General features: G+C 67.2%; 17 protein-coding genes and 1 pseudogene. 9 read left to right on the plus strand and 9 right to left on the minus strand.

Translation table 11 applies throughout. From position 1 onward, the window contains the following. Positions 1 to 65 precede the first annotated feature (65 nt). The 5 genes from ACP7BP_RS00185 (at position 66) to ACP7BP_RS00205 (ending at position 6,080) form a co-directional block, all read left to right on the plus strand. Positions 66 to 1,643 carry an alkaline phosphatase family protein gene (locus ACP7BP_RS00185; protein WP_426241352.1) on the plus strand — a complete coding sequence of 526 codons (1,578 nt, stop codon included), beginning with the start codon at positions 66 to 68 and terminating at the stop codon, positions 1,641 to 1,643. Between the two features lie 88 nt (positions 1,644 to 1,731). Then, positions 1,732 to 2,961 (plus strand): imelysin family protein, encoded by a 1,230-nt coding sequence (locus ACP7BP_RS00190; protein WP_426241353.1) that lies wholly within the window; start codon positions 1,732 to 1,734, stop codon positions 2,959 to 2,961. Next, a complete protein-coding gene (efeB, locus tag ACP7BP_RS00195; RefSeq protein ID WP_426241355.1) occupies positions 2,958 to 4,169 on the plus strand; it encodes an iron uptake transporter deferrochelatase/peroxidase subunit in 1,212 nt (403 codons plus the stop codon). Before ACP7BP_RS00190 ends, efeB begins: the two co-directional genes overlap by 4 nt. Before the next feature lie 938 nt (positions 4,170 to 5,107). Beyond that, positions 5,108 to 5,377, plus strand: coding sequence for a hypothetical protein (locus tag ACP7BP_RS00200; protein ID WP_426241357.1), 270 nt, complete (start codon positions 5,108 to 5,110; stop codon positions 5,375 to 5,377). Between the two features lie 283 nt (positions 5,378 to 5,660). Further along, a complete protein-coding gene (locus ACP7BP_RS00205; RefSeq protein ID WP_426241359.1) occupies positions 5,661 to 6,080 on the plus strand; it encodes a hypothetical protein in 420 nt (139 codons plus the stop codon). Positions 6,081 to 6,753: 673 nt separating this feature from the next. Here the strand turns inward: ACP7BP_RS00205 and ACP7BP_RS00210 are convergent. Continuing rightward, complete coding sequence (locus ACP7BP_RS00210) at positions 6,754 to 7,092, minus strand: hypothetical protein (protein WP_426241361.1); 339 nt, start codon at positions 7,090 to 7,092, stop codon at positions 6,754 to 6,756. Between the two features lie 1,001 nt (positions 7,093 to 8,093). On the opposite strand from ACP7BP_RS00210, the gene ACP7BP_RS00215 reads away from it, so the two are divergent. Then, a complete protein-coding gene (locus tag ACP7BP_RS00215) occupies positions 8,094 to 8,828 on the plus strand; it encodes a tyrosine-type recombinase/integrase (RefSeq protein ID WP_426241363.1) in 735 nt (244 codons plus the stop codon). Positions 8,829 to 8,834: 6 nt separating this feature from the next. On the opposite strand, the gene ACP7BP_RS00220 is transcribed toward ACP7BP_RS00215, so the two are convergent. Continuing rightward, positions 8,835 to 9,044: a hypothetical protein gene (locus tag ACP7BP_RS00220; protein WP_426241365.1), complete on the minus strand. Its 210-nt coding sequence runs from the start codon at positions 9,042 to 9,044 to the stop codon at positions 8,835 to 8,837. A gap of 194 nt (positions 9,045 to 9,238) precedes the next feature. On the opposite strand from ACP7BP_RS00220, the gene ACP7BP_RS00225 reads away from it, so the two are divergent. Further along, on the plus strand, positions 9,239 to 9,775 hold the full coding sequence (locus ACP7BP_RS00225; protein ID WP_426241367.1) for a hypothetical protein: 537 nt from the start codon (positions 9,239 to 9,241) through the stop codon (positions 9,773 to 9,775). 120 nt (positions 9,776 to 9,895) lie between these two features. Here ACP7BP_RS00225 and ACP7BP_RS00230 read toward each other — a convergent pair whose 3' ends face one another. The 3 genes from ACP7BP_RS00230 to ACP7BP_RS00240 all read right to left on the minus strand — a co-directional run bounded on the left by ACP7BP_RS00230 (position 9,896) and on the right by ACP7BP_RS00240 (position 16,331). Continuing rightward, a complete protein-coding gene (locus tag ACP7BP_RS00230) occupies positions 9,896 to 10,336 on the minus strand; it encodes a hypothetical protein (protein WP_426241369.1) in 441 nt (146 codons plus the stop codon). Positions 10,337 to 10,760: 424 nt separating this feature from the next. Beyond that, positions 10,761 to 14,732 carry an Ig-like domain repeat protein gene (locus ACP7BP_RS00235; RefSeq protein WP_426241371.1) on the minus strand — a complete coding sequence of 1,324 codons (3,972 nt, stop codon included), beginning with the start codon at positions 14,730 to 14,732 and terminating at the stop codon, positions 10,761 to 10,763. A 213-nt stretch (positions 14,733 to 14,945) separates the two neighbouring features. Further along, entirely contained in the window at positions 14,946 to 16,331 is a 1,386-nt protein-coding gene (locus tag ACP7BP_RS00240; RefSeq protein ID WP_426241373.1) for a helix-turn-helix domain-containing protein, read from the minus strand. A gap of 1,295 nt (positions 16,332 to 17,626) precedes the next feature. Here ACP7BP_RS00240 and ACP7BP_RS00245 point away from each other — a divergent pair. Together ACP7BP_RS00245 and ACP7BP_RS00250 are read left to right on the plus strand one after the other, a co-directional pair. Further along, positions 17,627 to 18,289 (plus strand): hypothetical protein, encoded by a 663-nt coding sequence (locus ACP7BP_RS00245; protein ID WP_426241375.1) that lies wholly within the window; start codon positions 17,627 to 17,629, stop codon positions 18,287 to 18,289. Positions 18,290 to 18,598: 309 nt separating this feature from the next. Next, positions 18,599 to 19,822: pseudogene (locus ACP7BP_RS00250) on the plus strand (IS110 family transposase). Positions 19,823 to 20,546: 724 nt separating this feature from the next. Here the strand turns inward: ACP7BP_RS00250 and ACP7BP_RS00255 are convergent. The 4 genes from ACP7BP_RS00255 to ACP7BP_RS00270 form a co-directional block, all read right to left on the minus strand. Beyond that, positions 20,547 to 23,153, minus strand: a complete 2,607-nt coding sequence (locus ACP7BP_RS00255) for a PQQ-binding-like beta-propeller repeat protein (protein WP_426241376.1) — start codon at positions 23,151 to 23,153, stop codon at positions 20,547 to 20,549. 47 nt (positions 23,154 to 23,200) lie between these two features. After that, on the minus strand, positions 23,201 to 24,349 hold the full coding sequence (locus tag ACP7BP_RS00260; RefSeq protein WP_426241377.1) for a HupE/UreJ family protein: 1,149 nt from the start codon (positions 24,347 to 24,349) through the stop codon (positions 23,201 to 23,203). A gap of 90 nt (positions 24,350 to 24,439) precedes the next feature. Beyond that, positions 24,440 to 24,676 carry a hypothetical protein gene (locus ACP7BP_RS00265; RefSeq protein WP_426241379.1) on the minus strand — a complete coding sequence of 79 codons (237 nt, stop codon included), beginning with the start codon at positions 24,674 to 24,676 and terminating at the stop codon, positions 24,440 to 24,442. Beyond that, positions 24,673 to 25,251: a transposase gene (locus ACP7BP_RS00270; RefSeq protein ID WP_426241381.1), complete on the minus strand. Its 579-nt coding sequence runs from the start codon at positions 25,249 to 25,251 to the stop codon at positions 24,673 to 24,675. Before ACP7BP_RS00270 ends, ACP7BP_RS00265 begins: the two co-directional genes overlap by 4 nt. Between the last annotated feature and the right edge of the window lie 28 nt (positions 25,252 to 25,279).

Below are 25,279 nucleotides of genomic sequence, written 5' to 3' on the forward strand. Positions count from 1 at the left end.
TCGCGCGGGCGTCGGACTTCGATTCGACAACTGCTTGTGACACCTCGATCGAAAGGCAACAAGTCATGTTCAGAGGCACTACCGGGAAGCGTTCCCGGATCGTGCTCGGCGCCAGCGTGGCCGCCGTGTGCGTCGCCGCGGTGGGCTCGTTGGTCGCCGAGACGGCGCAAGCCGACCCCTCCCACGGCGCGGCCGGCCTGCCGGGCGGCTACAAGCACCTCGTTGTGATCTACGAGGAGAACCACTCGTTCGACAACCTCTACGGCGGTTGGGGTGACGTCAACGGCCAGGCGGTCGAGGGACGCACCGCCACCGGCACCCCGCAGGTCGACAAGGCTGGCAACGTCTACGGCTGCCTGGAGCAGAACGACGTCAACATCCTCGCCGCCGGCCCGACCTCGGGTGATGCCTGTGGCACCGACCCGACCAAGTTCGCGAACAAGACCTTTCAGGTCAACGACTACATCCAGCCCTCGGACAAGACCTGCGCTCTGAACGGTGCCGTAGCCTTCCCGGCGCAGGCACATGGCCTTCGGCCGACCGACGCCAACGCGGTCGCCGGCGGCTGCACCGAGGACATCGTGCACCGCTTCTATCAGGAGCAGTACCAGATCGACGGCGGCAAGCAGAACCGCTACGTCGCTGGCTCTGACGCAGCCGGCCTGACGATGGGCTACTACGACACCAAGCAGCTCCCGATCTATAAGTACCTGCACAGCGCCGACGCGCCGAACTACGTGCTCGCCGACCACTTCTTCCAGGCGGCGTTCGGCGGTTCTTTCCTCAACCACCAGTTCCTGGTCGCCGGCCGCGCCCCGGTCGACTCCAGCAACGGCGCGCTCGGTGGCGTGAACTCCGTACTCGACGCGTCCGGCTTCCCGACGACCGACAGCCAGGAGACGAAGGTCTGCGCACCGCCGACGGTCAACGACCGTGAGGCCGCCTGCGGCCACTTCGCCGTCAACACGATCCAGTCCACGAGCGCTCCGCACGGCGGCGGCGCCGCGATCCCTCTCATCGACGACGCGGACTACCCCAACATCGGTGACCGTCTCACCGACGCGAAGGTGTCTTGGAACTGGTACTCCGGCGGTTGGGACGACGCCGTGGCCGGCCACCCGGGCGCCGCGTTCCAGTACCACCACCAGCCGCTGAACTACTTCAAGAACTACGCCGAGGGCGGTTCGGGTCGTTCGCACCTGAAGGATGAGAACGACTTTATGGCCGCCGCCGCGTCGGGCGAGCTGCCGGCCGTCTCCTTCGTCAAGCCGTACGGCACCGAGAACGAGCACCCGGGCTACGCGAGCGAGACGACCGGTAGCGACCACCTCGTCAACCTGATCAAGACGATCGAGAACGGCCGTGACGGCAAGGACACCCTGATCGTGGTGACCTACGACGAGTTCGGTGGCCAGTACGACCACGTGGCTCCTCCTGCTGTCGACGCGTGGGGCCCGGGCACCCGTATCCCCGCACTCGTCATCGGCGCGAAGCTAGGCAAGTCGGGTGTGGACCACACGGTCTATGACACGACGTCGATCCTCGCCACGATCGAGCACAGTTATGGCCTGCGGCCGCTCGGCACACGAGACGCGGTGGTCAACGACCTGACGTTCGCGACGAAGGTCGGCGACAAACACTGAGGCAACCGGGTGCGGGGGGGGGGGGGGGCGCCCCCCCCCCCCCCCCCCCCCCCCCCACCCCTCCAACCCCTCACCGAGGATGTTCCTAGTGACCGACCGACGTGCCGCCGTCCTGATGCTCGTAAGCTGCGGGTGGTTGCTCGTCGCGTGCTCCAGCCACACGGCCGATGCCGTCGATGCGGTTGAGGCCCTCGTGAGGTCGCCCTCATCCACAGTCAACGTCTCGGTCCTCGGGTGCGGGAAGGGCTGGCAACCGAGCAGCACCGGGAGCTTCCACCTCTCATTCACCAACTCCGACAACCAGAACGGCGAGGTCCGCATCGTCGGCGTCGGCCGGGCGGGAGCTCCCACGGGCGCGATCTTCGCCGACATCGAACCGTTGGCAGCGGGCTCCACAGCCAACCTCGACATCGCGCTCAGTCCGGGCGACTACGCGATCCAGTGCTTGCTTGAGGCCTCCAGCGCGGTTCGCGGACCCACGCTCCACCTCACCGGCGAGACGCCGCCGGGTGCGGCCACCGGGGTGAGTGCCGTGACGCTCGACGATCTCGCGCAACCGATACGCGACTACCAGACCTGGGTCAGTTCCCAGCTTCCCGCACTAGTCCGCGACGTGCAGAGCATGCGCGCCGCGCTATCGACCGGAGACAGGGTCAAGGCACAGGCGGCGTGGCGCGACGGACACGCCCAGTACGAACGGCTTGGCGCAGCCTACGGCGCCTTCGGCGATCTCGATTGGTCTATCAACGGCCTACCGTACGGACTACGGCGGGGCACGCATGACCCGGCTTGGACAGGATTCCACGCGATCGAGTATGGGTTGTGGGGCGCGGCCAAGCCGCAGGCACTGGTCGCCCTCGCCGACCGGCTGGTGACAGATGTGCGTGGCCTGGCCGCGCTGATGGTGCTGCCCCCCGAGGAGAATCCCACGGCTCCAGAGATTAAGGTCGCGCCCGGTTCCATCGACGCATTGACGTTCTCGATCCGTGCCCACGAGATCACCGAGAACTCTCTGCAGATGTCGCTGACCGGCGAGGACGACTTCGGCTCCCACGCGTCACTGGAGTCCGTGGCTGCAAACCTCGATGGCACGGTGCAGGTGCTCGACATCATGCAGCCACCTCTGGAAGGCAGGATCGACCTCCGGCCCATCGACGCCGGCATCGCTGCAGCACGGGACGCGATCGCCCAGGCCGGCTCCAGCGACATCCGCGAGCTGGCCCGACCTGCCCGCCAGCGCGTGAACGCGGCGATCTCGCAGCTGACTGAACTGCTCGCGCCCGTCTCCGTCGTACTCGAGCCCAGGAGGGCCTCATGACGATGAACCGCCGCAACTTCCTCCGCGGCGCGGCTGTCGGCAGCGCTGTCGGACTCACCGCTGCTGTCGCCGAGACCGCGGCTGACGGTGCTGATCCCGCGGCCGGTGTCCGCACCTCCTACGACTTTGAGGGTGCGCACCAGGCAGGAATTCTCCAGCCGCGCCAGGCCGCCGCCGCCTTCCTCGCCATGGACGTGGTCGTCGATTCCAAGGCCGAGCTCGCCGAGGCGATGAGAGCGTTGACCGACCGGGCTCGCTTCCTCGCCTCGGGGGGCACCCCTCCACAGATGGGCAACACCGCACCACCCGCAGACTCGGGAGTGCTCGGTCCGGACGTCCCTACGAGCGGCCTCACGATGACGTTCGGGTTCGGCTCGAGCGTGTTCGACGAACGCTTCGGCCTGGCCGACCAGAAGCCAGCACGGCTGCGTCCCATGGACACCTTCCAGGACGACAACCTTGACCCCGCGCGCTGCCACGGCGACGTCCTCGTGCAGGTATGCGCCGAGAACCAGGACGCCGTCCTGCATGCGCTGCGCGACTTGACCCGACACGCCCGCGGAGCACTCCAACCGCGTTGGCGCATCGACGGCTTCGCCTCACCGCCGCGGCCCGACGGGACACCGCGCAACCTGATGGGCTTCAGGGACGGCACCTCCAATCCCGACGTCAACAATGCCAAGGAGGTGGACCGCCTCGTCTGGACTAGCGCTGGCGAGCCCGCCTGGGCGAACGGCGGGACCTACCAGGTAGTACGGATCATCCGAATGTTCGTGGAGTTCTGGGACCGGGTCACCATCGGCGAGCAGGAGAAGATGATCGGGCGCCGCCGGGATACCGGAGCCCCGATGGGCGGCCGGAAGGAGACCGACATCCCCGAGTTCGCCACCGATCCGACCGGAGTCGTCACCCGCCTCGACTCTCACATCCGGATGGCCAATCCGCGCACCCACGAGACCGAGGCCAACCGCATCCTGCGCCGCGCCTACAACTACGACGCCGACATCGACCTCAACGGCAACCTCGAGATGGGCCTGGTCTTCGTCGCCTACCAGCGCAACCTGGACGCCGGATTCGTCACCGTGCAGAAGCGCCTCGCAGGTGAGCCGCTGGTCGACTACATCTCGCCCGTCGGCGGCGGATACTTCTTCGCACTGCCCGGCGTGAAGAACGCCGAGGATTGGCTCGGCTGCGAACTCTTGACGTGACCTCCGACCCGCCGCGGAACTGCTCGGGCGAATAGGTCTGCGCCGACCTGTCTCGACTCTCCGTTCACTGGCGCGGCTCGCTCCCGATGCTCGGTAGCGCTGGGCGATCTCGCGGCGGTGCTGTCCCGACAGGCGGACTTGCCGCTGACCCAGTTGTGGGAGGCCCCGGTGTTTGCCGAGCGTACGAGCGTTGGGCTCGACGTGCACGCCCGATCGGTCGCGGCAGCAGCGATCGATGGCGTCACGGGCGAGCTGGTCCAGGCGAAGCTGACCCCCTCGCACGAGCACATCCGATCCTGGCTCGGTGACCTGGCCGGGCCGGTGGCGGTGGCCTACGAGGCCGGCCCGACCGGGTTCGGGCTGTCCCGGTCGTTGAACGCGGCCGGGATCCGGTGTGAGGTGGTCGCGCCGTCCAGACTGCAGCGACCCAGTGGGGATCGGGTCACGGGCCGCCACGTCTCAAGGGAACGCCCCAAAGTTTCGCCGAGCCGCTCACCAATGACGCATAGCGTCTGTTCCCACAGATGTCCGAACGCGCCCTTCGGAGAGGTCCTCGGTGCTCGACTGGACGGTGGGGCCGACCGCACCGCGGATGCGTCGCTCGTGTCCGGCGTACGCCTCCGGCCAGGCGGCGTCGTAGTCAGCCAGGACGAGATGGCGCTTCTCAACGCCTCCAATGAGTTCGGCTGCAGCGACATCGGGCCGACGGGGTCTGCGCGCAGTAGGCATCGCTACGAGTATCCCATCGCCGCAGGATCCTGTTGTGCTCGTCGTTCTCGTACCCACGCGACGAGGACTTCCCGGCAGGCACCAACTCACTTGCCGTCGCGGCGACTGAACGGCTATCCACCTAAGCATCTAGAACTGGCACAGGGTCGACGCGCCGCGAGCGGCCACCGTCTGGCTGACCTTTCGGTCGACGCCAGCCGCTTTGATCCATGTCGGTCGAGATGCGTGTGCGCTCGACCACCAGTGAAAGGCAAGATGAACGGGTGCGGCCCAAACAACAACGTGACGAGAAGACAGTCGTGATCGCAAGCGCTGTTGGCTTGTTCTGTCTCGTCCTCGTGATCGGTCTCGCCGGACTATGGGCCGCCAACTATCTGTTGGACCTGAACGATTCAGTGACGAACCCACTCGTCAACGCGTTCGTCATTGCTGCAGGAGTGGCGCTGGTTGTCTACCTGATTCGCGCCCGCAGACGGTGACATAGCCTCAACATGAAGCGATGCACGCGTTCAGCCCTGCGTCTATCCACCGCGCCCCGGAACTGACCTAGCCCGATGAGCGTGCGTAAGTCGAGCGACACGTGCAGGCCGCATCCGCCACACTGCCCGAGTGAGGACGCCGACCAGCCAGCCCTTCCGAACCCCCGCCTTGTTACTCATCGGCGCCATGGGGACCGGGAAGTCGGATACTTCGTACCACGTGTTCTCTCGCCTCTACCAGGGTGGAACACCGACGGCGCGACTCGACTTGGATGACGTAGGCATGTCCCACCCTGCGCCTGCGGACGACCCGGACAACTTCCGGGTCAAGGCCGCCGCCATGTCGGCTTGTTGGGAAGTCTTCCGAGCGCACGGCGCTCGGTGTCTTGTCGTGTCTGGCGGACTGGACTCGGCCAGCCTCATCAACCTGGTGACGAGCCAGATACCCGATGCGGACTGGACCGTAGTCCGGCTGCGCATCGGCTCCGAGGAACGGCGACGCCGGGTGCTCCGACGAGGCATGCTGCTGGGGTACAGCGCGCACGAGATGGAACCCACCGTTGCAGCCGGGGACGCGGATGAGGCCCGCGTCACCAGGCAACCCTTGCCAGGGGTAGTGATCGACACTGATGGACTCACGTCGCAGCAGGTTGCAGACCGCGTCCTCGATACCACCGGCTGGAGCGCGAGTGCCACCAGGTGAGACCGATCATGCCGCTGTCAGGGCAAGGGCGACCTTGCCGCCAAGAGCCCGCGCTGCTGCCGTGTGCCTGAGCTGGGACAGCAGCTTGGCTTGGAGGCTGAGTTCGGACGAACTCCTTCATTGGCGCCATGGATTGCGACGACCACCAGGGGCGCCGCGTTGAGCACGGCCCGCGACCGGGACGCTCCAGACGGGTTCATGCAGCTAGTCCTCGGCTCGGTTGATGAGGCGGGCGACGTCGCGGAGAAGGTCACGGGGTCTGCTTCACGGTCAGGTGACAGAAACGCCTGTCAGCCAGCACGGCACGGCAAAGGTCGCAATTCTTCGCCGCGATTTGATCTCCCGGCGTCCTCGCCACATAGGTGGATAGGACCTCTCATCCGCCCAATCGCGGATGTTGACCGCAGCAACGAAAGTCACTGCATCTCAAAGGCCGCGGCGGATTGGTGCCACTCCGACATCCGAGCGCCGATGCGGGGGCAGACCCCCGGTGAGGCTGACCTTCAGGCGTCGTAGGCCGCCCCTAGTCACACCGCCGCGTGTGCACTCTCATGCCGATGTCCGTGCATCCTTTGCCCGTTGTCGAGTGGTTGACAGGGGTGAGGTGAAGGTTCGTGTCGGTGGGGGCGATCTGCGACGCCCCGCCCACTGCATCCCTGCTGGGATAAGCGGTTCAGCCCAAACCATCGGCACCTTCGCCGCTGAAGTTCACAGAGATGAGCTGCCAGCGTTCCCTGTCATGCGTCATGCGGCAGCTGTAGTAGTTGCGGACCATCGCCCCGAACCCGTTCTCCGAATCAACCCCGCCTTCCACGACCCACAACTGGCCGTCCGGCACACGCTCAAACGGGTCGTTGGTCCCCTCTGCGGAGGCTTCTCCAAACTCTGCCGTGGAGGGAGCTCTCAATCGGTCCCGTACGGCTTGCTCGCACTTGTTGGTCGCGGCACGCTCGTCGCCGGAGCTCACGAAGGCGAAGATCGATCCGGCCAGGACCACCGCGAGCGTGGCCACAGCTAAGCCCCGTTGCCAAAACCTAAGTCCAGCCCCCTGCTGGACGACCCACAGACCCGCCTGCGGCCCCCTCCGGCTGCGAGGCGCTGGCCCTTCTTCGCTCATCTCGTGTCCGCCCGTCCGCGTTTGATGTCGCTTCCCTTGCTGTCAGAGCTCCTCAAGCTCGCCCGGGACCCGTGCTTCGGTTCAGGAAGTAGAGGGGCGGCGCGGGCCGCGGCTGCGAGCCACGAACAAGCCGACGACGACGAGAGCCACGAGCCCCGCAATCAGGACCGAGGTGGCGGCGGCCCACCCGAGGGCGAAGGCCAACGCGCGCGCCACCACCCAAAAGCCCACGGCGGCGACAGCTACGCACATCGCTGCGAGCCCCGTTGAAACCACTCGCGATGCCCGATCCGTCGTCATGTCGTGATCGTGCCACAGGGCAGCACTGACGCAGCCACCGAAACGAACGGACGCCGCGGCTTCCGATGCCGGCGCCGGAACCGAGGAACCGTCGGTGGTCGTGACACGGTCCTCGAAGGCGGGTCCTGGTGTGGGGCGGGGCGGGGCACGCCGTAAACGTGACGGTCCTCGACCCGGATGCCCACGGTTCCGACGGTTCCGACGGTTCCGACGGCAAGGCTCCCCCGCGCGCACTCAACTGCGGGTCGGGCGGCTATCTTGCCTTCGCCCGTTCGGAAGCGTCCGCTCCTGCCGCGTGCGGGCGGCTACGCTTGCCCGGATCTGCCGCGGATCGTGAGTTCTGTTGCTGCTTGACGAGCGGGCCGGTGGCTTGAGCAATAGGGGGTGCAGAACTCTCACTCGGGCCCGGCCGTCTCCGGTGTCGTCGTCTCCACGACCCCTGTCCTGCGGCTGGCCGTTGCTGCCTATCTGGCGCGGTTCGAGGGTCAATCCCGTGTCCACACCGAGTCAGACCTCAGGGGCCACCTCACCTGGTGCGAGTCCCACGGGCTCGACCCACTCGTTGCCTCACGGCCCCATGTCGAGCTGTACGTGCGATGGCTTCAAGAGGTGCGCCGGTACCGACCATCGACGGTGTCTCGTCGGATGTCAGTGGTCGCGGGGTTCTATCGCACCTGCGTCATCGACGGAGCACTGGAGCACTCGCCCGCCGAGTACTTCCGGCGACCCAACGTCCCACCGGAGTCCCCGACCCTGGACTGAGCCACCTCCAGTTCGAGGCACTGCTCAGCGCTGCCAAGGATTCGATCAACACCTACGACTTCGCATTGGTCACCATGCTTGGCCTACTTGGGCTACGGATCTTCGAGGCCACTGGCAGCAACATCGACGACCTGGGTGAGGAGCACGGTCACCGGGTTCTGCGTGTGTGCGGGAAGGGCGGCAAGGTTGTGCTCGTGCCGCTCCCTCCGGCCGTAGGTCGCGCCATCGAGCGAGCCGTCGACGCTCGCGAGGACGGCCCGATCCTGCTGACACGACGCGCGACCCGGATGGATCGACACTGCGCAACGCGACGGCTCAGACGACTGGCCGAGACCACCGGGATGGAGCTCCCGCGCGTGCACCCCCACATGCTGCGACACTTTCGTCACCACGATGTTGGATGCCGGGGTGGACCTGCGCGACGTGCAGATCGCCGCATGCCACGCCGATCCGCGAACCACCATGCGCTAGGACCGTGCCCGCAAGAACCTCGATCGCCATCCCAACTACATCCTCGCGGCCTACATGGCCTCAGGCAGCTAGCCAAACATCCGAACGTGCCGAGATGAGGACGTTCACCGGCGATCGATCCACGCCGCCTCGAACTCATTGGCCGTGATCTCGTCTAGGGGCCAGTTCTCGGCCTCGTCCAGGCGCGCCTTACCGAGGAAGCCGTACTCAATCTCGTCGTGGTCAGGGCCGTAGCGAAGAGATGGGCCAGCGTCGTATATCTCGATCTGGCGGAGCGGCCAGGAGTCGGCGTCGACCTCGAAGAGCCATGTCAACGGACCCCAGTGGCCGTACTCGTCACCTCGGGACTCGTCCCATCGCCATCTGAACCAACGGCTCGCCAGGCACCGGTCCTGGGTCAATGAAACAAGTAGCCGATGAGCGGATGTGCGGCCTATCGGTATCGGGTGTCGTCCGCGTTGGGAATCTGGACGTCCTACAACAGCCGTGGGGCGCTATGTTCCTGACCGTGAGTTGGTATGCCATGTGCGCGGCTGCTGCGACTAGAGATCTGTGGGTGTCGTTAACAGGGCCTTCGGCGCCCGAGTACGGCGTCTGGGAGGCACCGTCGGGAGAGCCGGTTCACGAGATCCTGGCCATCGAAGGACCACCGGGAGTTCACGACGTCGAGTGGTACTTCATGCCGCTTCCGGGGCATTACGGCAAGCGCCTGGTTGACGCGTTGTGGCAGTACGGGGACGGGCTGAAGGTCTACAGCGAACGCATGTGTGCGGTGCTCGAGTCGTGCGGCGCTCGTCTACAGACCTGGCCAGCTGACATCCGCTACAGGAACGGATCGCCCGTCGAAGGTTATCTGTCGGTACTGGAGGACGTCGATACTCCCGGCCCGGTGCACAGCATGTACCGAGGCCGACGCACGGGCCGAGTGGCGATCAGCGGGGAGGTCCGGAAGGTCTTGCTTGATGCTGGCATGACCGGCCTAGAGGTTGTCGAAGCCGACTGTGCCTTTCCTGGCGATAACGGCTTCTACTCCGGGTCCGACTGACCACGCTTCAGAGACCCTTGCTGCAGTACCTGTTGCCACGTCGGGATGCAACGTCCCGATCTGCCGCGATGTGCGCGGGTCTGCCATTCCGTGGCCTCGTGGCGGAGTTGGCTTGCGACATCATTCAGCGAGGCTGCCCCCCGCCTGTTCGTAGTGGCGTTCCATCACCCAGGCGTGCCCCGCGCCACCCACCACCAGTGCGACCGTCCCAAGCATCATCCACTCCATCACGCTGGACGAAAGCGATCGGGCAAGAATCAAGCCGGCACCCACGAGACCGGCCACGTAGGAACGAGCGGCGGACTTGGACACGGCACGGCGGCTTCTGCGTCCGCGGTGACCAGTCCGCTTGGGCCAGCTCAGCACAGCCACTTCTCGTCGCCCGGCCAGGAGGTCAAGGGCCCCACCGAGAAGGATGGCCGGGACGAAAAACGCCGGGTGCGTCTGGTGAGTCGTGGACACAGCCCGGATGCCGAAGTACAGGGCGACGCACATCGCGCCAACCAGCAGGAAGCGCCACCAGGCAATGGGAACCGGTCCCAGGTCGGTGCCTTTCTCCATCTGCGCATCATAGGAGTGATCGTGGTTGGGCTGTGTCCGCGTCGAGGGCGGCCGCGCTCGCCCGGATCTGCCGCGATGAGTGCGTCTCCGCCGCGACCGGGTCAGCCGAATTGGATGGCGATGATCGTTCCGAGCACCGCTCCAAGCACCGCGAGCCCGGCCCGTTTTTTGAGCAGGCGGTAGAGGTCGCGGGCGACGTAGCGGGTTAGGCAGCGCTTGATTAGCCCGAGCCTCCATCATACAAAGGGCGATTCAAACCTAAGTGCCCCGGCGAGATACGACGGTGGCATTGAGCCGTGATACCGGCGCGATCGAGCAGGTACGTTCTGTGGCCCGTTGCCGGCGGGGTCATGCTCTGCTTCCTCAACCACGTGCCTGGTCCCGCCCTCCTCGCGGAGGGCGGGACCAGTGTGGTGCTGTGGCGCTAGTTCAGGATGGGCGCCATCTTGGCCCGCCACGCGCTGGCGGTGAGCCCGGTTCCGGTCGCCCGGCCGTGCTTGTGCTTCTTCTTCTTGGCCGGGTTGACCTTGACCTTCACGATGCTCGTGGCCTCGGACAGGTCGGCGTTGCCCGCGTAGGAGAGGAACACCGCGCGGTTGCCCGCGCTCTTGAAGGTGACTCGCACCGTGGCGCGGCCGTGGGTCAGTCGCACCGTGGTGGCCTTACCGCCGGCCAGGACCGTGACCAGGCCGGTGGGCGTGATGCCCACCGGACCCTTGACCGTGACCTTCAGTGCCGCCTTCCTCTTGGCGACGACCTTGCCGGTCGGCTTCGCGGTGACCTTCGCCGTGGCCTTGTCGACGGTCACCAGGACCCGCGCGCCGGAGCCGTTGTACGCCGAGTCGCCGGCGTACTCCGCGGTGAACAGGTTGACCCCGTCGCTCAGAGCACTGGCCGGGACCGTGAGGGTCGCCGAGCCCAAGGCCAGCGTCGCCGAGCCGACGCTCTGGGCGCCGTTGCGCAGGGTGACCGCACCGGTCGGCTGGGCCGACCCGCTGCCGGTCACCTGCACCGTGATCGACGCCGGCTCGCCCGCCGAAACCGTGGTCGAGCCCGCGCTCACCGCGGGGTTGACCTTCTGCGGGACGGTCGGGCCACCGCCACCGCCACCGCCACCGCCACCCGGCGGCGCGGCGATCGCCTTGCCGGTGAGCGGCACCGTGCTTTTGCCGCCGGGGACGTCGCTCTCGACCACGAGCTCGGCCTCTGACGTGGCATTCACCCGCGACGGGGCGAACCGCACCTGGATGGTGCAGGTCTCCTCGGGATCCAGCGTCTTGCCGGTGCAACTGTTGCCGGCGACCAGGAAGTCGGTCGCCGACTCATCGGCACCGGAGGTGGAGACGGCACCGACGTACAGCAGGTTCGAGCCGGCATTCGTGACCGTCACGGTCCGGGCCGAGCCGATGCTGTTGACGACCTGGTCGGGGAATGCACCCGGGTCGGACAGGTCGGCGACTGTGCCGGCCGGGCCGGCGAGGGTGACAATGTCGGTGCGGGCCTTGTTGGTGTAGTCGTTGCCGTCGTCCTTGTTCTCGCCGCCGCCCCTGTAGAGGACGTCGTAGCCCTGGTCCATGATCAGGCGGACCGGGGCGCCGGGGGTGAGCCGCTCGGGCATCTCGCCGATGCCCTCCCAGGCGCCGGCATTGTCGGTGTACTCGGGCTGGACATCGAAGGGGACCTGGGTGGTGAGCTTGCGCGGGGCGGTGCCGGGCTCGCCGTTCCAGGCCCACAGGGTCTGGGGCTTCGGGCCCTGTTCGCCCGCGGTCGGCTCACCGGGCTTGCCGGAGAGGATGAGGTACTCGTCGCGGGCGTTCTTGCGGATCTCGCGGATGCTGTCTCCGCCCAGGTCGAGCAGGATTGCCTCCCCGAAGTGGGCCTTGGTCGCGGTTCCGGCGGTGAGGTCCTCCAGGTTGGTGACGGGCACGATCAGTGCCTTCCCGCCCGGGGTGGTCGGGGAGATCGGGGCCCGGAAGCCGAGGTAGAGCGCACTGTCGTTGGGGGAGAACTCGGCGGCCTCGATGTTGAACCCGTCGAGTGCGTTGACCGAATGACCCTGTTCGCTGCCGCCCGCGGCGAGGTCGAACCGGTTGCCGTGGTTCTGGTCCCACTCGATGAGGTCGTTCTTCAAATTGGTGTAGACGGTGCCGGTCTGGGTGAGGCGGGCCTCGGCGCCGGTGCCGGTCAGCGTGGTCTGGAAGATCTGCTGACGCGACGGCTGGTTCTTGTTGTCCTTGTCCTTGCCGTGGGAGCCGAACCACCAGATCGAGTCGCCCTTGCGGGCCGCGGACTCGGCGTCGAGCTCGCTGGTGTCGCCGCGGCTGCCGCCCAGGAGCCCGAACTCGGAGACCTCGCGGCCGGAGACCTCCGCGTTGTAGAGCCGGATCGAGCGCTTCTCGTCGTCGGCGACCATCAGGTAGCCGTCGCCGACCCCGATGGCGCTCGAGGCGTCGCTGACGCCGAGCAGCACCCGCGAGGTCTCGGTGGTGGCCATCGAGGTCTTGTAGCCCACCTCGAACGTGGTGGTCGTGCCGGTGGTCCCGGTCACTGTGAACCTGAGGTCAGCCACCGCCGGGGCCTGGGTGGGGGTGATCACGATGGTCCGCTCCGCGCCGGTCCCGGTGATCGCCACCTCGTCGGCCGAGATCACTCCGGGCGGGGGGCACGCCTGGCACCCGCTCACCGGGTTTGCGACGTTGCGGATGTTGGTCAGCGCGACCGTGAGCTGGGTGGGGTCGACCAGGGTGCCGTTGGCGCCGAGCTGGCCGATGTAGATCGGGATGGTCGGGTTGGTGGGGTCACCCACCACGCCGGACCGAGGGGCGGACCGGTAGGTGCGGTCCTCGCCGGTGGTCTGCCCGAACGTGGTGGGGGCCTCCAGGTCCTGGACGACGGGCTTCTCGGGTGCCTCGGCGGTGACCACCGCGGTCGGGGTCGAGGAGCTCGTCACACCGGTGGCATCGCAGGTGACGCGGACCGAGAGCACGTGCCCGACGTCGGTCGCCGACACTGTGTACGCACCGCCGAGAACGTCGTTGTCCTGACCCGAGCCGCCCAGCTCGTCAGAGCCGGTGAAGACATCGCTTCCGAAGTCGGAGTTGTCCACGACCCAGTTGCGGACCGGTGCGAACTCCTCGCCGTCGCGCAGCCATCGGTAGGAGAACTCCGCACAGGGAATCGTGGCCCAGGTGGAGCCCGGGTCGCTGACGCGGAGCGTCTGGCCGATCTGCGGGGCGTCCGTCAGCGGCGCATAGGGGGGGGTGGTTGTGGGCCACTCGGCCACCTCGATCTGGGGGCCGGTCTCGTCGCCCGGGTCGACGGGCGGATTGTTGAAGAGCACCGTCCAGTTCGGGGAGACCACGACGCTCTCGGCGGCGGGGTCGGTGATCGTCAGCTTGCCGGTCGCCGGGTCGTAGGCGCCGGCGGCCGGGTCGACGGTGGGAACGACGGTCGCGTCCGCGTCCTTCAGCGTGACGCTGATCCCACCGGCCCGGTAGGGGCCCGCGTAGACCGACTGCTCGTTCACCTGACTCGACGTGGGGGGCTTGACCCAAGACGAGAAGGCAGAGAAGTCCTTGATCCGGTTCCTCGTCAGGACCAAACCTGTTCCCGAGCTCGACGAGGCACCGAGCCTCGCGCCGTTCTCGCCGAGCGGGGCCAGCGCGGAGGCGTTGGTGACCTTGTTGCCGGAAAGGTTGATGGTGGCGAGTACCTCGGGGTCGAACTTGCCGACCAGCGGAGTGACGTCCTTGATGCCGTTGTTGAGCAGGTTCAACGTGACCAGCTTCGGAAGGCTGGGGATGCCGGCCAGACTGGTGATCTTGTTGTTGCTCAGGGTCAGCGCGGTCAGGTTCGGCAAATCAGGCAGCGTGCTCAGGCCGGTGAGCTGGTGGCTGCCGACGGTCAACTGCTGCAGTGCGGTCAAGTTGGCCAGCGGAGACAGGTCGCTGACCTGCCCTGCCGAGCCGGCTGCCGTCCCGTTGAGTGCCAGGATGTTCAACTTCGTCAGCCCGGCGAACTGGGACAGGTCACCGAAGGTGTCATAGCGAGCCACCGCGACGGGCCGGACGAAACTGGTCAGGTTCGTGAACGCCCCCAGCCCAGTCAGGTCAGCGATCCCAGCCGCGGCCCCGGTGTTCCCGCTGTTGGTCAAGCTCGTCAGCGCCGCAGCCTCGGCGTAGGTGATGTCCTGCGTGGCGGAACGACTCGTGCTGATCGACTTGTTGGCCGCCGCCTTCAAGTTCGCGTCGGGGATCGCGACGACATCGTCGTCAGCCGCATGAGCGGCTGTGGGCGCGACGCTCAGCCCGGCGATGGCCACCAGGGTGGCGACGAGGAGGGCGACCACGTTGCTGACCGGGCGTGACCGCCGGCGCTGGGGTTGCAGAACCCGCATGAGAAGAGTGCTCCTGACTGGTGGGTGGTTGCCGACGATCCGGCAGCGACAAGGCGGGCCCGAGCAACCGCGCGAGTGCACGAGTGACAGGTCCGGACCCTCCGGGCGGTACGTGAACGGCGGGGGAACACGACCGGTCCTCATCGTTGACTGGCGGCCAGTGCAGTGATGTGTTGAGCTAGGTGAAAGAACACGTTGCGCGAACCGGGTTGACTAGGAGCCGTCCGGCTCGCAGTTACCGGAAAGGGCATGGCGCACGTCACACGCGGTGATGCCGAACGCTCCGAGCACGTTCGCCTCGAGCAGTTCGACGGCCTGGTCCTCGGCCTCCGGGCCGTACGGCACCCAGTCGCCGAGGGCGTCCGTGGCGTCAGGGTCGTAGCCCATCCAGGCCTCGACCAGCCAGCCCGCGGGCGTCTCCACGGTGAGAGTGCCGTCACCGGGGCGCCGGACGAACCCCAGCACCCCGCCGTGGGCCGGAAGTGCCCGGTCCCGTCTGCGCGTGGGCCAAGTCAGGGTGAGACCCCCGGGGTGCGCGACGCCGGCCGGCCGCACAGCGAGGGTGACCGGCCCCAGCCAGAAGCCGGGGAACGGGACCTCGAACCTCGTGCTGCTGCGCCGGGCGACCGGGACGCGCTCGAAGCAGGTCCACCCGTAACCGCCGTAGGCTAGGTCGAGCAGTGCCGGCAGGTGTCGGGTGCGACTGGTGCGTCCGTGCTCGTAGTTGTGGACCTGCATCGCGGTCACCGGCCGCACCGACGGCGCCGTCGGCGGGCGTGAGGTACGGGCGATCCGGGTCGCCATCTCGGCCGCGTCCACCTGGGACAGTCCGCGGGTCTCGCGCAGCAGTCGGTGGAGCCGGCGTCGTTCCTCCGCGGTTCGCGGCGGCCAGGGGGCATCGGGCGGCCCCGGGGGCTCAGTCGGCGGCGCGTCCGTCGCGAGCACCTGCCGTTCCAGGATATCCCATCGCTCGGCGCCGATGAGGATTCGGAGCCGGTCGCGCAGCGTGTCGGGGTCACCCCGGTCGCGCCGGCGCACGGCCTCGATGTAGAAGCCGACGCCCTTGTCCCGGGGCCTAGTGAGCACGAGCGCGACCGACGACAGCATCGGCAGGTCCAGCCACGACGGCGGCGTACCCCGCCCGAAGTCGACCCAGGCAGGTCCCTCGAGCTCCACCCGGACGTCCCACCGCGGGTCGGCCATCGGCAGCGCCGCGAAAACTCCACCTGGCCCGGGCGGGTGATCGATCGCGTACCCCAGGAGGCCACCGTGGCAGGTGCCCCGCAGCCTCGCCCCGTCGGCCGTTCGGAGCCACACCCACGCCGGCCCGGGCTCCGCGAAGATGTGGCCCCAGCGGCTACGCGGCTCGAGCGCGCACGAGCCGATCGCACGAACAAGATCGATCAGGCAGCCGTCGGCGCCGAGGACTGCATCGAGCCGGACGAGAGAGTCGAGCATGATCCGGCGGGACCCAGTCTCCCAGGCGCTGACCGCTGCGGCAGTCACGCCGACCACGTCGGCCAGCTCGCTCTGAGTCCATTCGTTCCGGATGCGCCACTCCCGGAGCAGGGATCCAGGCGACTCGAGCGCGCCTACCACCGGTACTGACGGACCGCGAACGGCGGAAGAACCGTACAGGCGACGCCGCGCGGAAGCAGGACGGGTCCTTCCATACGCGCCAAGACTCTCCTGTCAGACTGGCAGTGCCGCGGCGGTGTCAGTAGTAGCTGGACCCGAGCCCACCGCGCTGACACGACAACGAATGGAGACCACGCTCGGGGTCGGCAATGAACACGAGGGAAACGGCCTCCGTCTAGAGCCTTAGGCGCCCTCAGTGCGAGGGATTGTTGATCCCAGTGCAAGAAGGAGTTGATGTTCCCGACGTTGGATCCGGGCCGAACCTCCTGGCTGTCGCGTGGGAGACACTCCATCGCGGGCTCGAATGTTTGGACCCGCCAGCAGCGGCAGGGTCCACATCTTCACCAGAGCCTCGCGGGCACTGTTGGCGTGCAGGGTTCACATGGATGTCATGCACTACCCGCGTCCAAGCGTGTCCTCCCCCGTCTCTCGCGCGACCGCGCAGGGCTCCCGTCCAGCCACCCCCCGCCTACCCGCCCGCGCCCCCGAGCGGTCTGAGACTGTCCGGGGGGGTGGGGTACCCCCGCGGCGGACCCGAGCCCGAGCAACCCTCGGCCAGGGATTTGTGCGCGCGGACAAATTGTCGCAAGCGTTGTACCAACGCGCGTCCGGATCTGCCGATAAGCGGGCGTCTCTGCTGACATGATCCGCTAGTGGACGTGCGATCTCAGTGGGACGGGTCTCTGTGGGTGCGGGTGAGGGCTTGGGAGTTGGGCGACCAACCCGTTGCCGGAGGAGTCCTTTCGAATGAAGCAATCCGTGTCAGCGGAACGGTCGAGCCGTCCCTAGCCCCGGCGCGAGAGCGCATCTCACCAGTTAACTGAGCCCCCGCCGACCCCGATGCGGTCGAGTATGTCGTGACGGGCTCCGTTGTCACGGCCACGGACTACCAATCCGACATGGGCTCCGGACCTCGTCATGCGGGAACCGACGTGGTGTTGTCGGTGAACGGTGACCTACTGCAGTGCCAGATTACGGGACCTGCATCAGACATCGAGATCGGCTCGGACCTGACTGTGCGGGGCCGACTCTCGCACATCGGGGACTACGAGTGGGATGCCTTCGGGTTGTTAGACACTCGCCGGGCGTGGTCCATCGAGGAAGTGCAGCGCCTACCCGACGACGACCTCATGCTTCGACTTCGTCCCGTCGCATCACCCGCGTAGCCCACGGCCCGAACGCCCGGATCTGCCGCGACGAGCGCACCATCGTGCGGATGAGCGAGCGGGCGCCCAGACTGCCGTAGCCTCGACACCGTGGCGACCGATGACGACCGTGAGCCGTTGATTCGGACAGCAGGTGAGCAGGCCGAGGACGACGCATTCCTGGCTCTCTACGGCGACTGGGATCCGCTGACCCCGACCGAGGCGGCCAACGAATTCGACGGGTTCGAGCGTCCATGGTGGGTGGTCGGTGGCTGGGCGATCGAGGCTGCCACCGGTTACCGCCGCGAGCACGAGGACACCGACATCTCTATCCTGTCGACCGACGTGGGGTCCCTGGTGGAGCACTTCCGGGGCCGGTGGCATGTGTGGAACAACGTCGGAGGTGTGCTGCACCCACTCGGTGACAGGTGGATGCAGGTGGACGAGCCGCGGAGTCAGCTCTGGTTGAGGAGGGACGCACGCTCGCCGTGGGTTCTCGACATTCCACTGACGCCCTCCTCGAGCGGCGAGTGGACCGACAAGTTCCTGGATGATCACCTGGCACAGGTATCGGAGGTGACCTGGACGGCCTCCGACGGCATCCGCTATCTGCTGCCGGAGATCGTCCTTGTTTACAAGGCCCGATTGGGGCGGCCTAAGGACCAGCCCGACTTCGAGGCGACCTTGCCTCTGCTCACCACCGAGCGCCGGGCGTGGATGCGATCCGCATTGGAGGTCGTGGCTCCGGGCCATCACTGGCTCGACTCCCTGTAGCCCGCTTGCGGACCCTCGCAGGGAGCACTCTTCGGCCGCGATCCGCGTAGTAGGAGCGAGTCATGCCGACCACCTAATGGGTGCGCACCACCGCGGTTTCGACCAGAGTGGTGGCCGAGTCCACCGGTGGATGAGCACTCGCGGCTACTGGCCCTCGAGGTCTATGTCTAGATCGTGCCTCTGCCGGTGAACGAGGAGGCGTGATGGCTGCTGGGATGCCGTGCCCCGCTACGTGTGGTGAGCACTGAACCATTAGGGCGCTGCAGGCTTCCTCTGGACGAATCTGTTCCACGACGGAAAGGGAAGCCGGTGCTGTTTCTGGGTGACGACTGGGCCGAGGCGCATCACGACGTTGAGCTTCAAGACGAGCACGGCCGTGTGCTCGCTTGACGGCGACTGCCTGAAGGGGTAGGCGGGCTGGCACAGCTGCATGCGTTGCTCAGCGCCCACTTCGACGATGATGCCGAACCTGCCTCGGTGGTGGTCGGGATCGAAACCGACCGTGGTGGATGGGTCCAGGCACTGGTCGCGACCGGGTACGTGGTCTACGCGCTGAACCCGCTACAGGTCGCCCGATATCGCGAACGACACACCACCTCGGGTGCCAAAAGCGACCCCGGTGACGCACACGTGCTCGCCGAGATCGTCCGCGTCGACCGTGGCCACCATCGGCCGTTGGCCGGTGACAGTGAGCAGGCCGAGGTCATCAAGACATTGGCGCACACCCACCAGACGTTGATCTGGAACCGGCAGCGCCAGGCCAACCAGCTCCGCTCGATGCTGCGAGAGTTCTATCCCGCCGCGCTGGAGGCATTCAGCAATGACCTGGCCGGACGAGACGCGTTGGCGGTGCTGACCATCGCGCCAACACCCGGGACGGGCAGAGCACTGACGTGTACACGCGTGGTCAGTGTGTTGCGCAAGGCGGGCCGGCAGCGCAACTTGCAGTCCCGCGCCGAAGAGATCCTTGGCGCGCTCCACAGCGAGCAGCTCGAGTTGCCTGAGGCGTTGACCGAGGCATACGGCATCAGCGTCCGGTCGATGGTCGCGGTGCTGACCACGATGGTCGCCCAGACCGCAACGCTCGAAGCCGAGGTGCAGCGGTGTTTTGGCCAGCACCCGGACGCTGAGATCCTCACCAGCCAACCCGGGCTCGGTGTGGTTCTCAGTGCCCGGGTGCTAGCCGAGTTCGGTGACGACAAGGACCGCTTCCTCGATGCGAAAGCCCGCCGCAACTACGCCGGCACTAGCCCGATCACCAAGACCTCAGGAACCCGACGAGTCGTCCTGGCCAGGTACGCCCGCAACAGACGTCTCGGCGACGCGTTGCACCAACAAGCCTTCGCCGCACTGAACGGCTCACCCGGCGCCCGAGCCTTCTACGACCACCACCGAGCCCGCGGAGCCACCCACCATCAAGCACTCCGGGCCCTATCCAACCGCCTCGTCGGCATCCTCGACGGCTGCCTGCGGCACCGCACCAACTACGACGAAGCCACCGCCTGGGCGCACCGCGCTGGTGTCGCCGCTTGACGCGTTAGCCACCTGGGATATCTAGACAACGCATGACCCAGCCGTATCTCGCAGAACAAGTGCCCCGGCCCAGCATGGGCTGGCGGGCCCACTCCTGGGTTTCCCGGCCAGGCGCACGGCTCAGCGTTGGGAGTAGGTACTTGCGGTGTTGACCGCAGTGACGAAAACCACTGCACGCTGACCTGGGCAAACGTTCGCTTGGCTCCACCTCGGCCTGCTCAACCTAGTCGAGCCTGCGGTAGTTCCATGCAGGGCGCAGTCACGTTGAAGACGTAGCCCTTAGTGCCCACTATGACGCGGACGAGCGGAGCAGATCGAGCCGAAGGTGGGCGGTCCCGTCGCCCTTCGTTGGCCGCTGTGGGCAACCCGGCCTTCCAACCGCGAAAGATGCTCTCGTGGCGCGTCGCCTGCCCCCAAGCTCTCCGTAGCCCAGACCTCGTCCTTGATCCGCACGACGGAGTCCGACAGAGCGACATCGTGACGTCTGTACCTGTCACCATTTGCCTCGAGGCGCCTGCTGCAAACCACTGTGGATGAGTTCCACGCCCGTGACGTGATGGTCGCGCACCGGCTCGCCCCCGCTCTGTGAGGGGCGCCAAGACCGGGAGCCGTTTGCTCGGCAGCACGTGCTGGTACCGCGCGCCGCGTTGTCCGTGACGGCCTGCATGAATCGCGGGCCACGCGGGTGTGGGCCGGCCACCGCAGTGACCGGCCCACGGACGACTCAGTCGCCCTTCGTGAAGGCGTACAGGTTGCCGTCCCACGAACCGAACACCAGCGTGTTGCCGGTCACGGCGAAGCCGGTGGCGTTCCAGGCTCCGGTCTCGTAGTCCCAGACCTGCTGACCGGTCGCCCGGTCGAAGCCGTACATGTGGCCGTTGTTGGCACCGATGAAGAGGGTGTCGCCGCTGATCACTGGCGAGCCGAACACGCCGCCCTGGTCGATGTTGCCCGGCGTCATCGTGCTCCAGACGACCTCACCGGTCGCGGCGCGCAGCGCGGTGACCCGGCCGTCGGGGAAGCCCATGTACACCGTGTCGCCGGCGATGGCCGCGGTGGATGGGGTGGCGTCGTTGGACTGCAGCGAGGGACCGCCGCTCCGGTGGACCCACAGGTCGACGCCGGTCACGGCGTCACGGGCCACCAGCGAGTTGTCCTCACCCACGTAGACGCGGCCGTCGGCGACCGACGGGGTGCCGCTGCCAGTGCCGCTGAGCACGTTGGACGACTCCCAGATCCGTGCGCCGGTCCTCAGGTCGTAGCCGAGGACCTTGCCGCCGTTGCCGCCGCCATTGCCGACGAAGACGCGACCGTCCTCGACGACCGGCGTGCCGCCGGCCATCTCGTTGTTGACCATCGGCGAGCGCCAGATGTTCTCACCGGTCTTGGGGTCAAGTGCCTCGAGGGCGCCCCGGCTGCCGAAGCCGTAGCGCTCGGCGTGGGCCCAGAGGACCTTGCTGTCGGCCACGGTAACGCCCCAGCCGCCCAGCTTGCGCTGGGTGTAGGGCGTGGGGGCCGCCTCGGGCGAGCGCTTCCAGAGCAGCTTGCCGGTCGTGGCGTCGATTGCGTACAGGTTCGCCCGCATGCTCTGGGCGTAGACGACGCCGTCGTGGACGGCGATGGTCCGGCTCACCGACGTGTCGGTGGCGAACTCCCAGACCTGCTCGCCGGTGGCGAGGTCGACGGCGTGGACGGCGCTGTTGCCGTGGCCGTTCTCGTCGCGGGTAGCGGCGTAGACGACGCCGTCCACGATCGTCGGGGAGCCGTTGAGGAACGTGCCGGGGGTGTTGTAGATCCAGGCCAGATCGAGGTCGCGACCGAGGTCCTGCTCGGCCACGCCGCGGTGCTGGGCGCTGCCCTGGTGCTGCGACCAGTCGTTGGTCGCCGTCGGTGCCGGCGCGGGGCCGTCGGTGACGGTGAACGAGTACGTCTCCGACCACTCGCGGCCACCGGGCGCCTCGGCCCTGACCTCGATGCTGTGCTCACCGACCGTCGCACGCGGACCCCGCCATGCCGCGGACCACGACAACTCGCCGGAGGCATTCAGGTGGCGCCACGGGCCTTCGCCGTCGAGCTGGTACATGACCCGGCTGACCTCGTCGGCCGTGTGGTACGCGTTCACCTGGATCTCGTCGAGTGCAGCCGCCGCCACCGGGCGGTTGGGCACCGGGTTGGTCAGGGCCATCGTCTCGACCATGTCGTACATGCGGAACGGGTTGGTGAAGTGGTTGCCCGTCATGTGTACGTAGCGGAAGCCGCGCGGGGACTGGTCGACCGTGTAGGAGCTGGAGTTGGTCTGCACGTGCTTGGCCGTGGAGATGAACTCGCTGTTGACCTCGGTGTCGTTTGAGTGCGCGTGACCGACGAGGACCAACTCGGCGCCGTACTGCTCAAGCAGGTCGCCGTACTGGTCGTAGGTCGAGTTGGCGCCGAAGGTTATGTTCATCGGCTGGTGCGTGATGACCACGACCCGCTTGTCCTTGGCGTTGGCCGCGAGGTCGGTACGGAACCAGTCGAGCTGCTCCTCGAACGGGGCAGCGCCGTTGTTCTCGATGACGACGAAGTGGCGGTTGCCGTAGTCGAACGAGTACCACTCCGGGCCGACGGCCCTGCGGTAGCTGTCGATCCGGGCCGCGTACCCGGTGCCGTTGCGGCTGTTGTACTCGTGGTTGCCGACCGCGGGCCAGATCGGCAGCCTCGACCCGGCCGCGGCGGCCTTGTACTTGTCGAACTCGGCGTCGGTGCCGCCCTCGGTCAAGTCACCGCTGATCTGGATGAAGTCCAGCTTGGACCTGGTCGAGTTGATCTCGCGGATCTGCTCGGGCAGCTGCGGGTTGATGTGCGGGTCGGCGATGTTGGCGAAGGTGAACTCCGCACTCTCCGAGCCCGGCTTGCGCTCCAGGGCGAAGTCGGCGGTGCGCTCGTCGCCGAGGGCGACCTCGCCCAGGTTGGCGTAGAACTTGGGGGTCATCGACTCGTCCGGGGGCGCGATGTAGCCGGCCGGCTGAGTGATGAAGACGAGGTCGGTGATCCGACGCGCCGGGTCGAGCTCGACACGGTAGGCGCCGCGGTTGTCGGTGCGCACGATGTTGAGGCCGTCGGACACCATGACGTCGGCGACGCCGGGCTCGCCGTCGTTGCGGACGCCGTCGCCGTTGCGGTCCTCGAACACGGTGCCGGACACGATCGCGCTGTCCGGGCCGACGGTCGCTGCGACTGCTGACGAGAGGGGGGTCGCGAGCACGGCGGCGACCATGGTGGTGGTCCCGAGGGCGAGGACCAGTCGGGCCCTGGCCATCGCCTCGGCCGAAAATTGGTCGGAGAAGGACATGACGGGGTGTCTCCTTGTGTTGTGGGGGAAATGTGACGGGGCGGCACTCAGACGAGTGCGACCCGCTCTGCGAACCACACGAGGCCAAGACCTGCGACGACCACGGTGGCTCCGACATGGACCGCCGTGGCCAGCGGGACGCGGCGGATGGTGGGCAACCGGCGAGACAGCAGCACGACCGGGAAGACCAAGAGGACCAGTGCTGCTTGGCCGAGCTCGATGCCGACGTTGAAGCTCGCGAGCGAACCGAGGAGGCTCCAGCTCAGCGTGTCGGTGAACTGCAGGGTGCTCGCGAAGCCCAGCCCATGGAGCAGTCCGAACGCGAACACAACCGCGAGCCGATGGCGGACGCGGCCGGCCAGCAGACTGTCGATCGCGACATAGACGATCGAGACCGCGATCAGCGGCTCGACGATGTCGGCGGGCAGGTTGACCCAGCCGAGCGCGGCCAGCCCGAGCGTCAGGCTGTGGGCCAGCGTGAACATCGTGACGACCTTCGCCAGCGAACGTATCGAGGTCGCTCCGAGCATCAATGCCACGACGAAGAGGACATGGTCGAGCCCGGTGAGGATGTGTTCGAAACCCAGCGTCACGAAGCGCACGATCGAGGCGACGGCTGCGCGGTCACCGGCGACGATGTCTGTCACGTCCCAGTCGAAGATCGCCTCGCCACTGACGTCACCGAGGTCGTACTCGACCAGGTTGAGATGACCGTCGATCATGCCCTCGTTGGACGCGAACATGGCGTAGTGGACCCGGTAGGAGCCGGTCGAGGTGCCCGGGCAGGTGAACCTTAGGTCCAGGACCGCGTGCGGCACCGCGTCGCGCGTCTCCAGGTCGGTGTCGACGAGTCCACCCTCGCAGGCGACGTCGTCGAGAAAGATTGCCACCCGTTCGGCCACATAGTCGTGCACGACGTCGAACCGGTCATTCAGGGCCGCCCGCCGCTGCGCGTCGTCGACGGCGTCTTCGGCCGCACCGCCCATCGACGATGACCGGGCGAGGAGTTGGTAGTCGACGATGAGAGTCCAGTCGACCTCGCCGCCGTCGGAGCGGATGACCGAATAGCCGGTGCTCGACTTGACGTGCGCCTGCGCCGAAGCCGGCGCCAGCACGGCGAGGACGGCCGCGAGGCCGAGAACCAACAGTCCGACATGAACGACGAAGCGACTTCTGTGCCCGATCACGGCGCTCACGAAATCAGTGACGCAGGAATAGGTTGTGAACGCTCCGGCAGTGCGGACCCGAACATCGCATGAACTACAGCCGGGTCACCGATGGGCCACTCACGTCGGCGTCCGATCCTCCACCCTCCCTGCGGGTTTGATCTCGGTCACGATCGAGATCCGGAGGCCTGGTGACCACTCGAACAGCAGCTGACAGCCGAACACGGGGGCTTCGCGGTGGACGCTGAAGAACGTGATGGCCAGGCGGGCCTCCTCGTACTCGGCATCGGCATCGGCATCGGCGCACGATGCCGCGAGGCGCGCGTGTAAGAACTGCGACGCTCCCATCTTCGTCAAGCCGCGGCGGCTCCGCTTTCAAGCATGCGGTAGAGGGCTCGGGCGACGTAGCGGGCGAGGCCCCGTTTGATCTCTCGGCCGGTCTTGCCCGCGGCAGTGCGGCAGGCGACGTAGTCGCGGGTTGCTGGCTGGTACTGGATCCGGCTCTGGACCACGGTGTGCAGTGCGTTGAGCCGATAGCGGGTGGTGACTTGCCCACTGTTCGCTGGGATCGGTGCCACGCCGGCGAGCATCGCGCACGCCGCCTCGGAGTGGATACGGCCGGGGTGGGGCCAGGCGCACAACACCGTCGCGGCCACGATGGGTCCGACGCCGAACTCCTCGAGCAGGTCAGGACGCCAGCTGCGGATGATGACCACGATCGCCTTCTGTAGCTCTCGTGCCTCTTTCAGCATCGCGTGCGCGCGACGAGCCAGGGTCCGCAGCGCCACCACGGTGCTGTTCGTCTCGGTGTCCCAGGAGGCGTGCACTCGCAGGTTCGCGGCGGTGTTGAGCATCGCGGCCAGCCCGGAAAGCGCCGCCCCGCACGAACCTGCGCCGCTGGTCTCGCGGGTAGCAGCGCGGGCGATCGGCACCTGCTGTTCACCTAACTGCTCCACACTC

Source organism: Nocardioides sp. LHG3406-4 (genome assembly GCF_049897745.1).
GTDB lineage: Bacteria > Actinomycetota > Actinomycetes > Propionibacteriales > Nocardioidaceae > Nocardioides.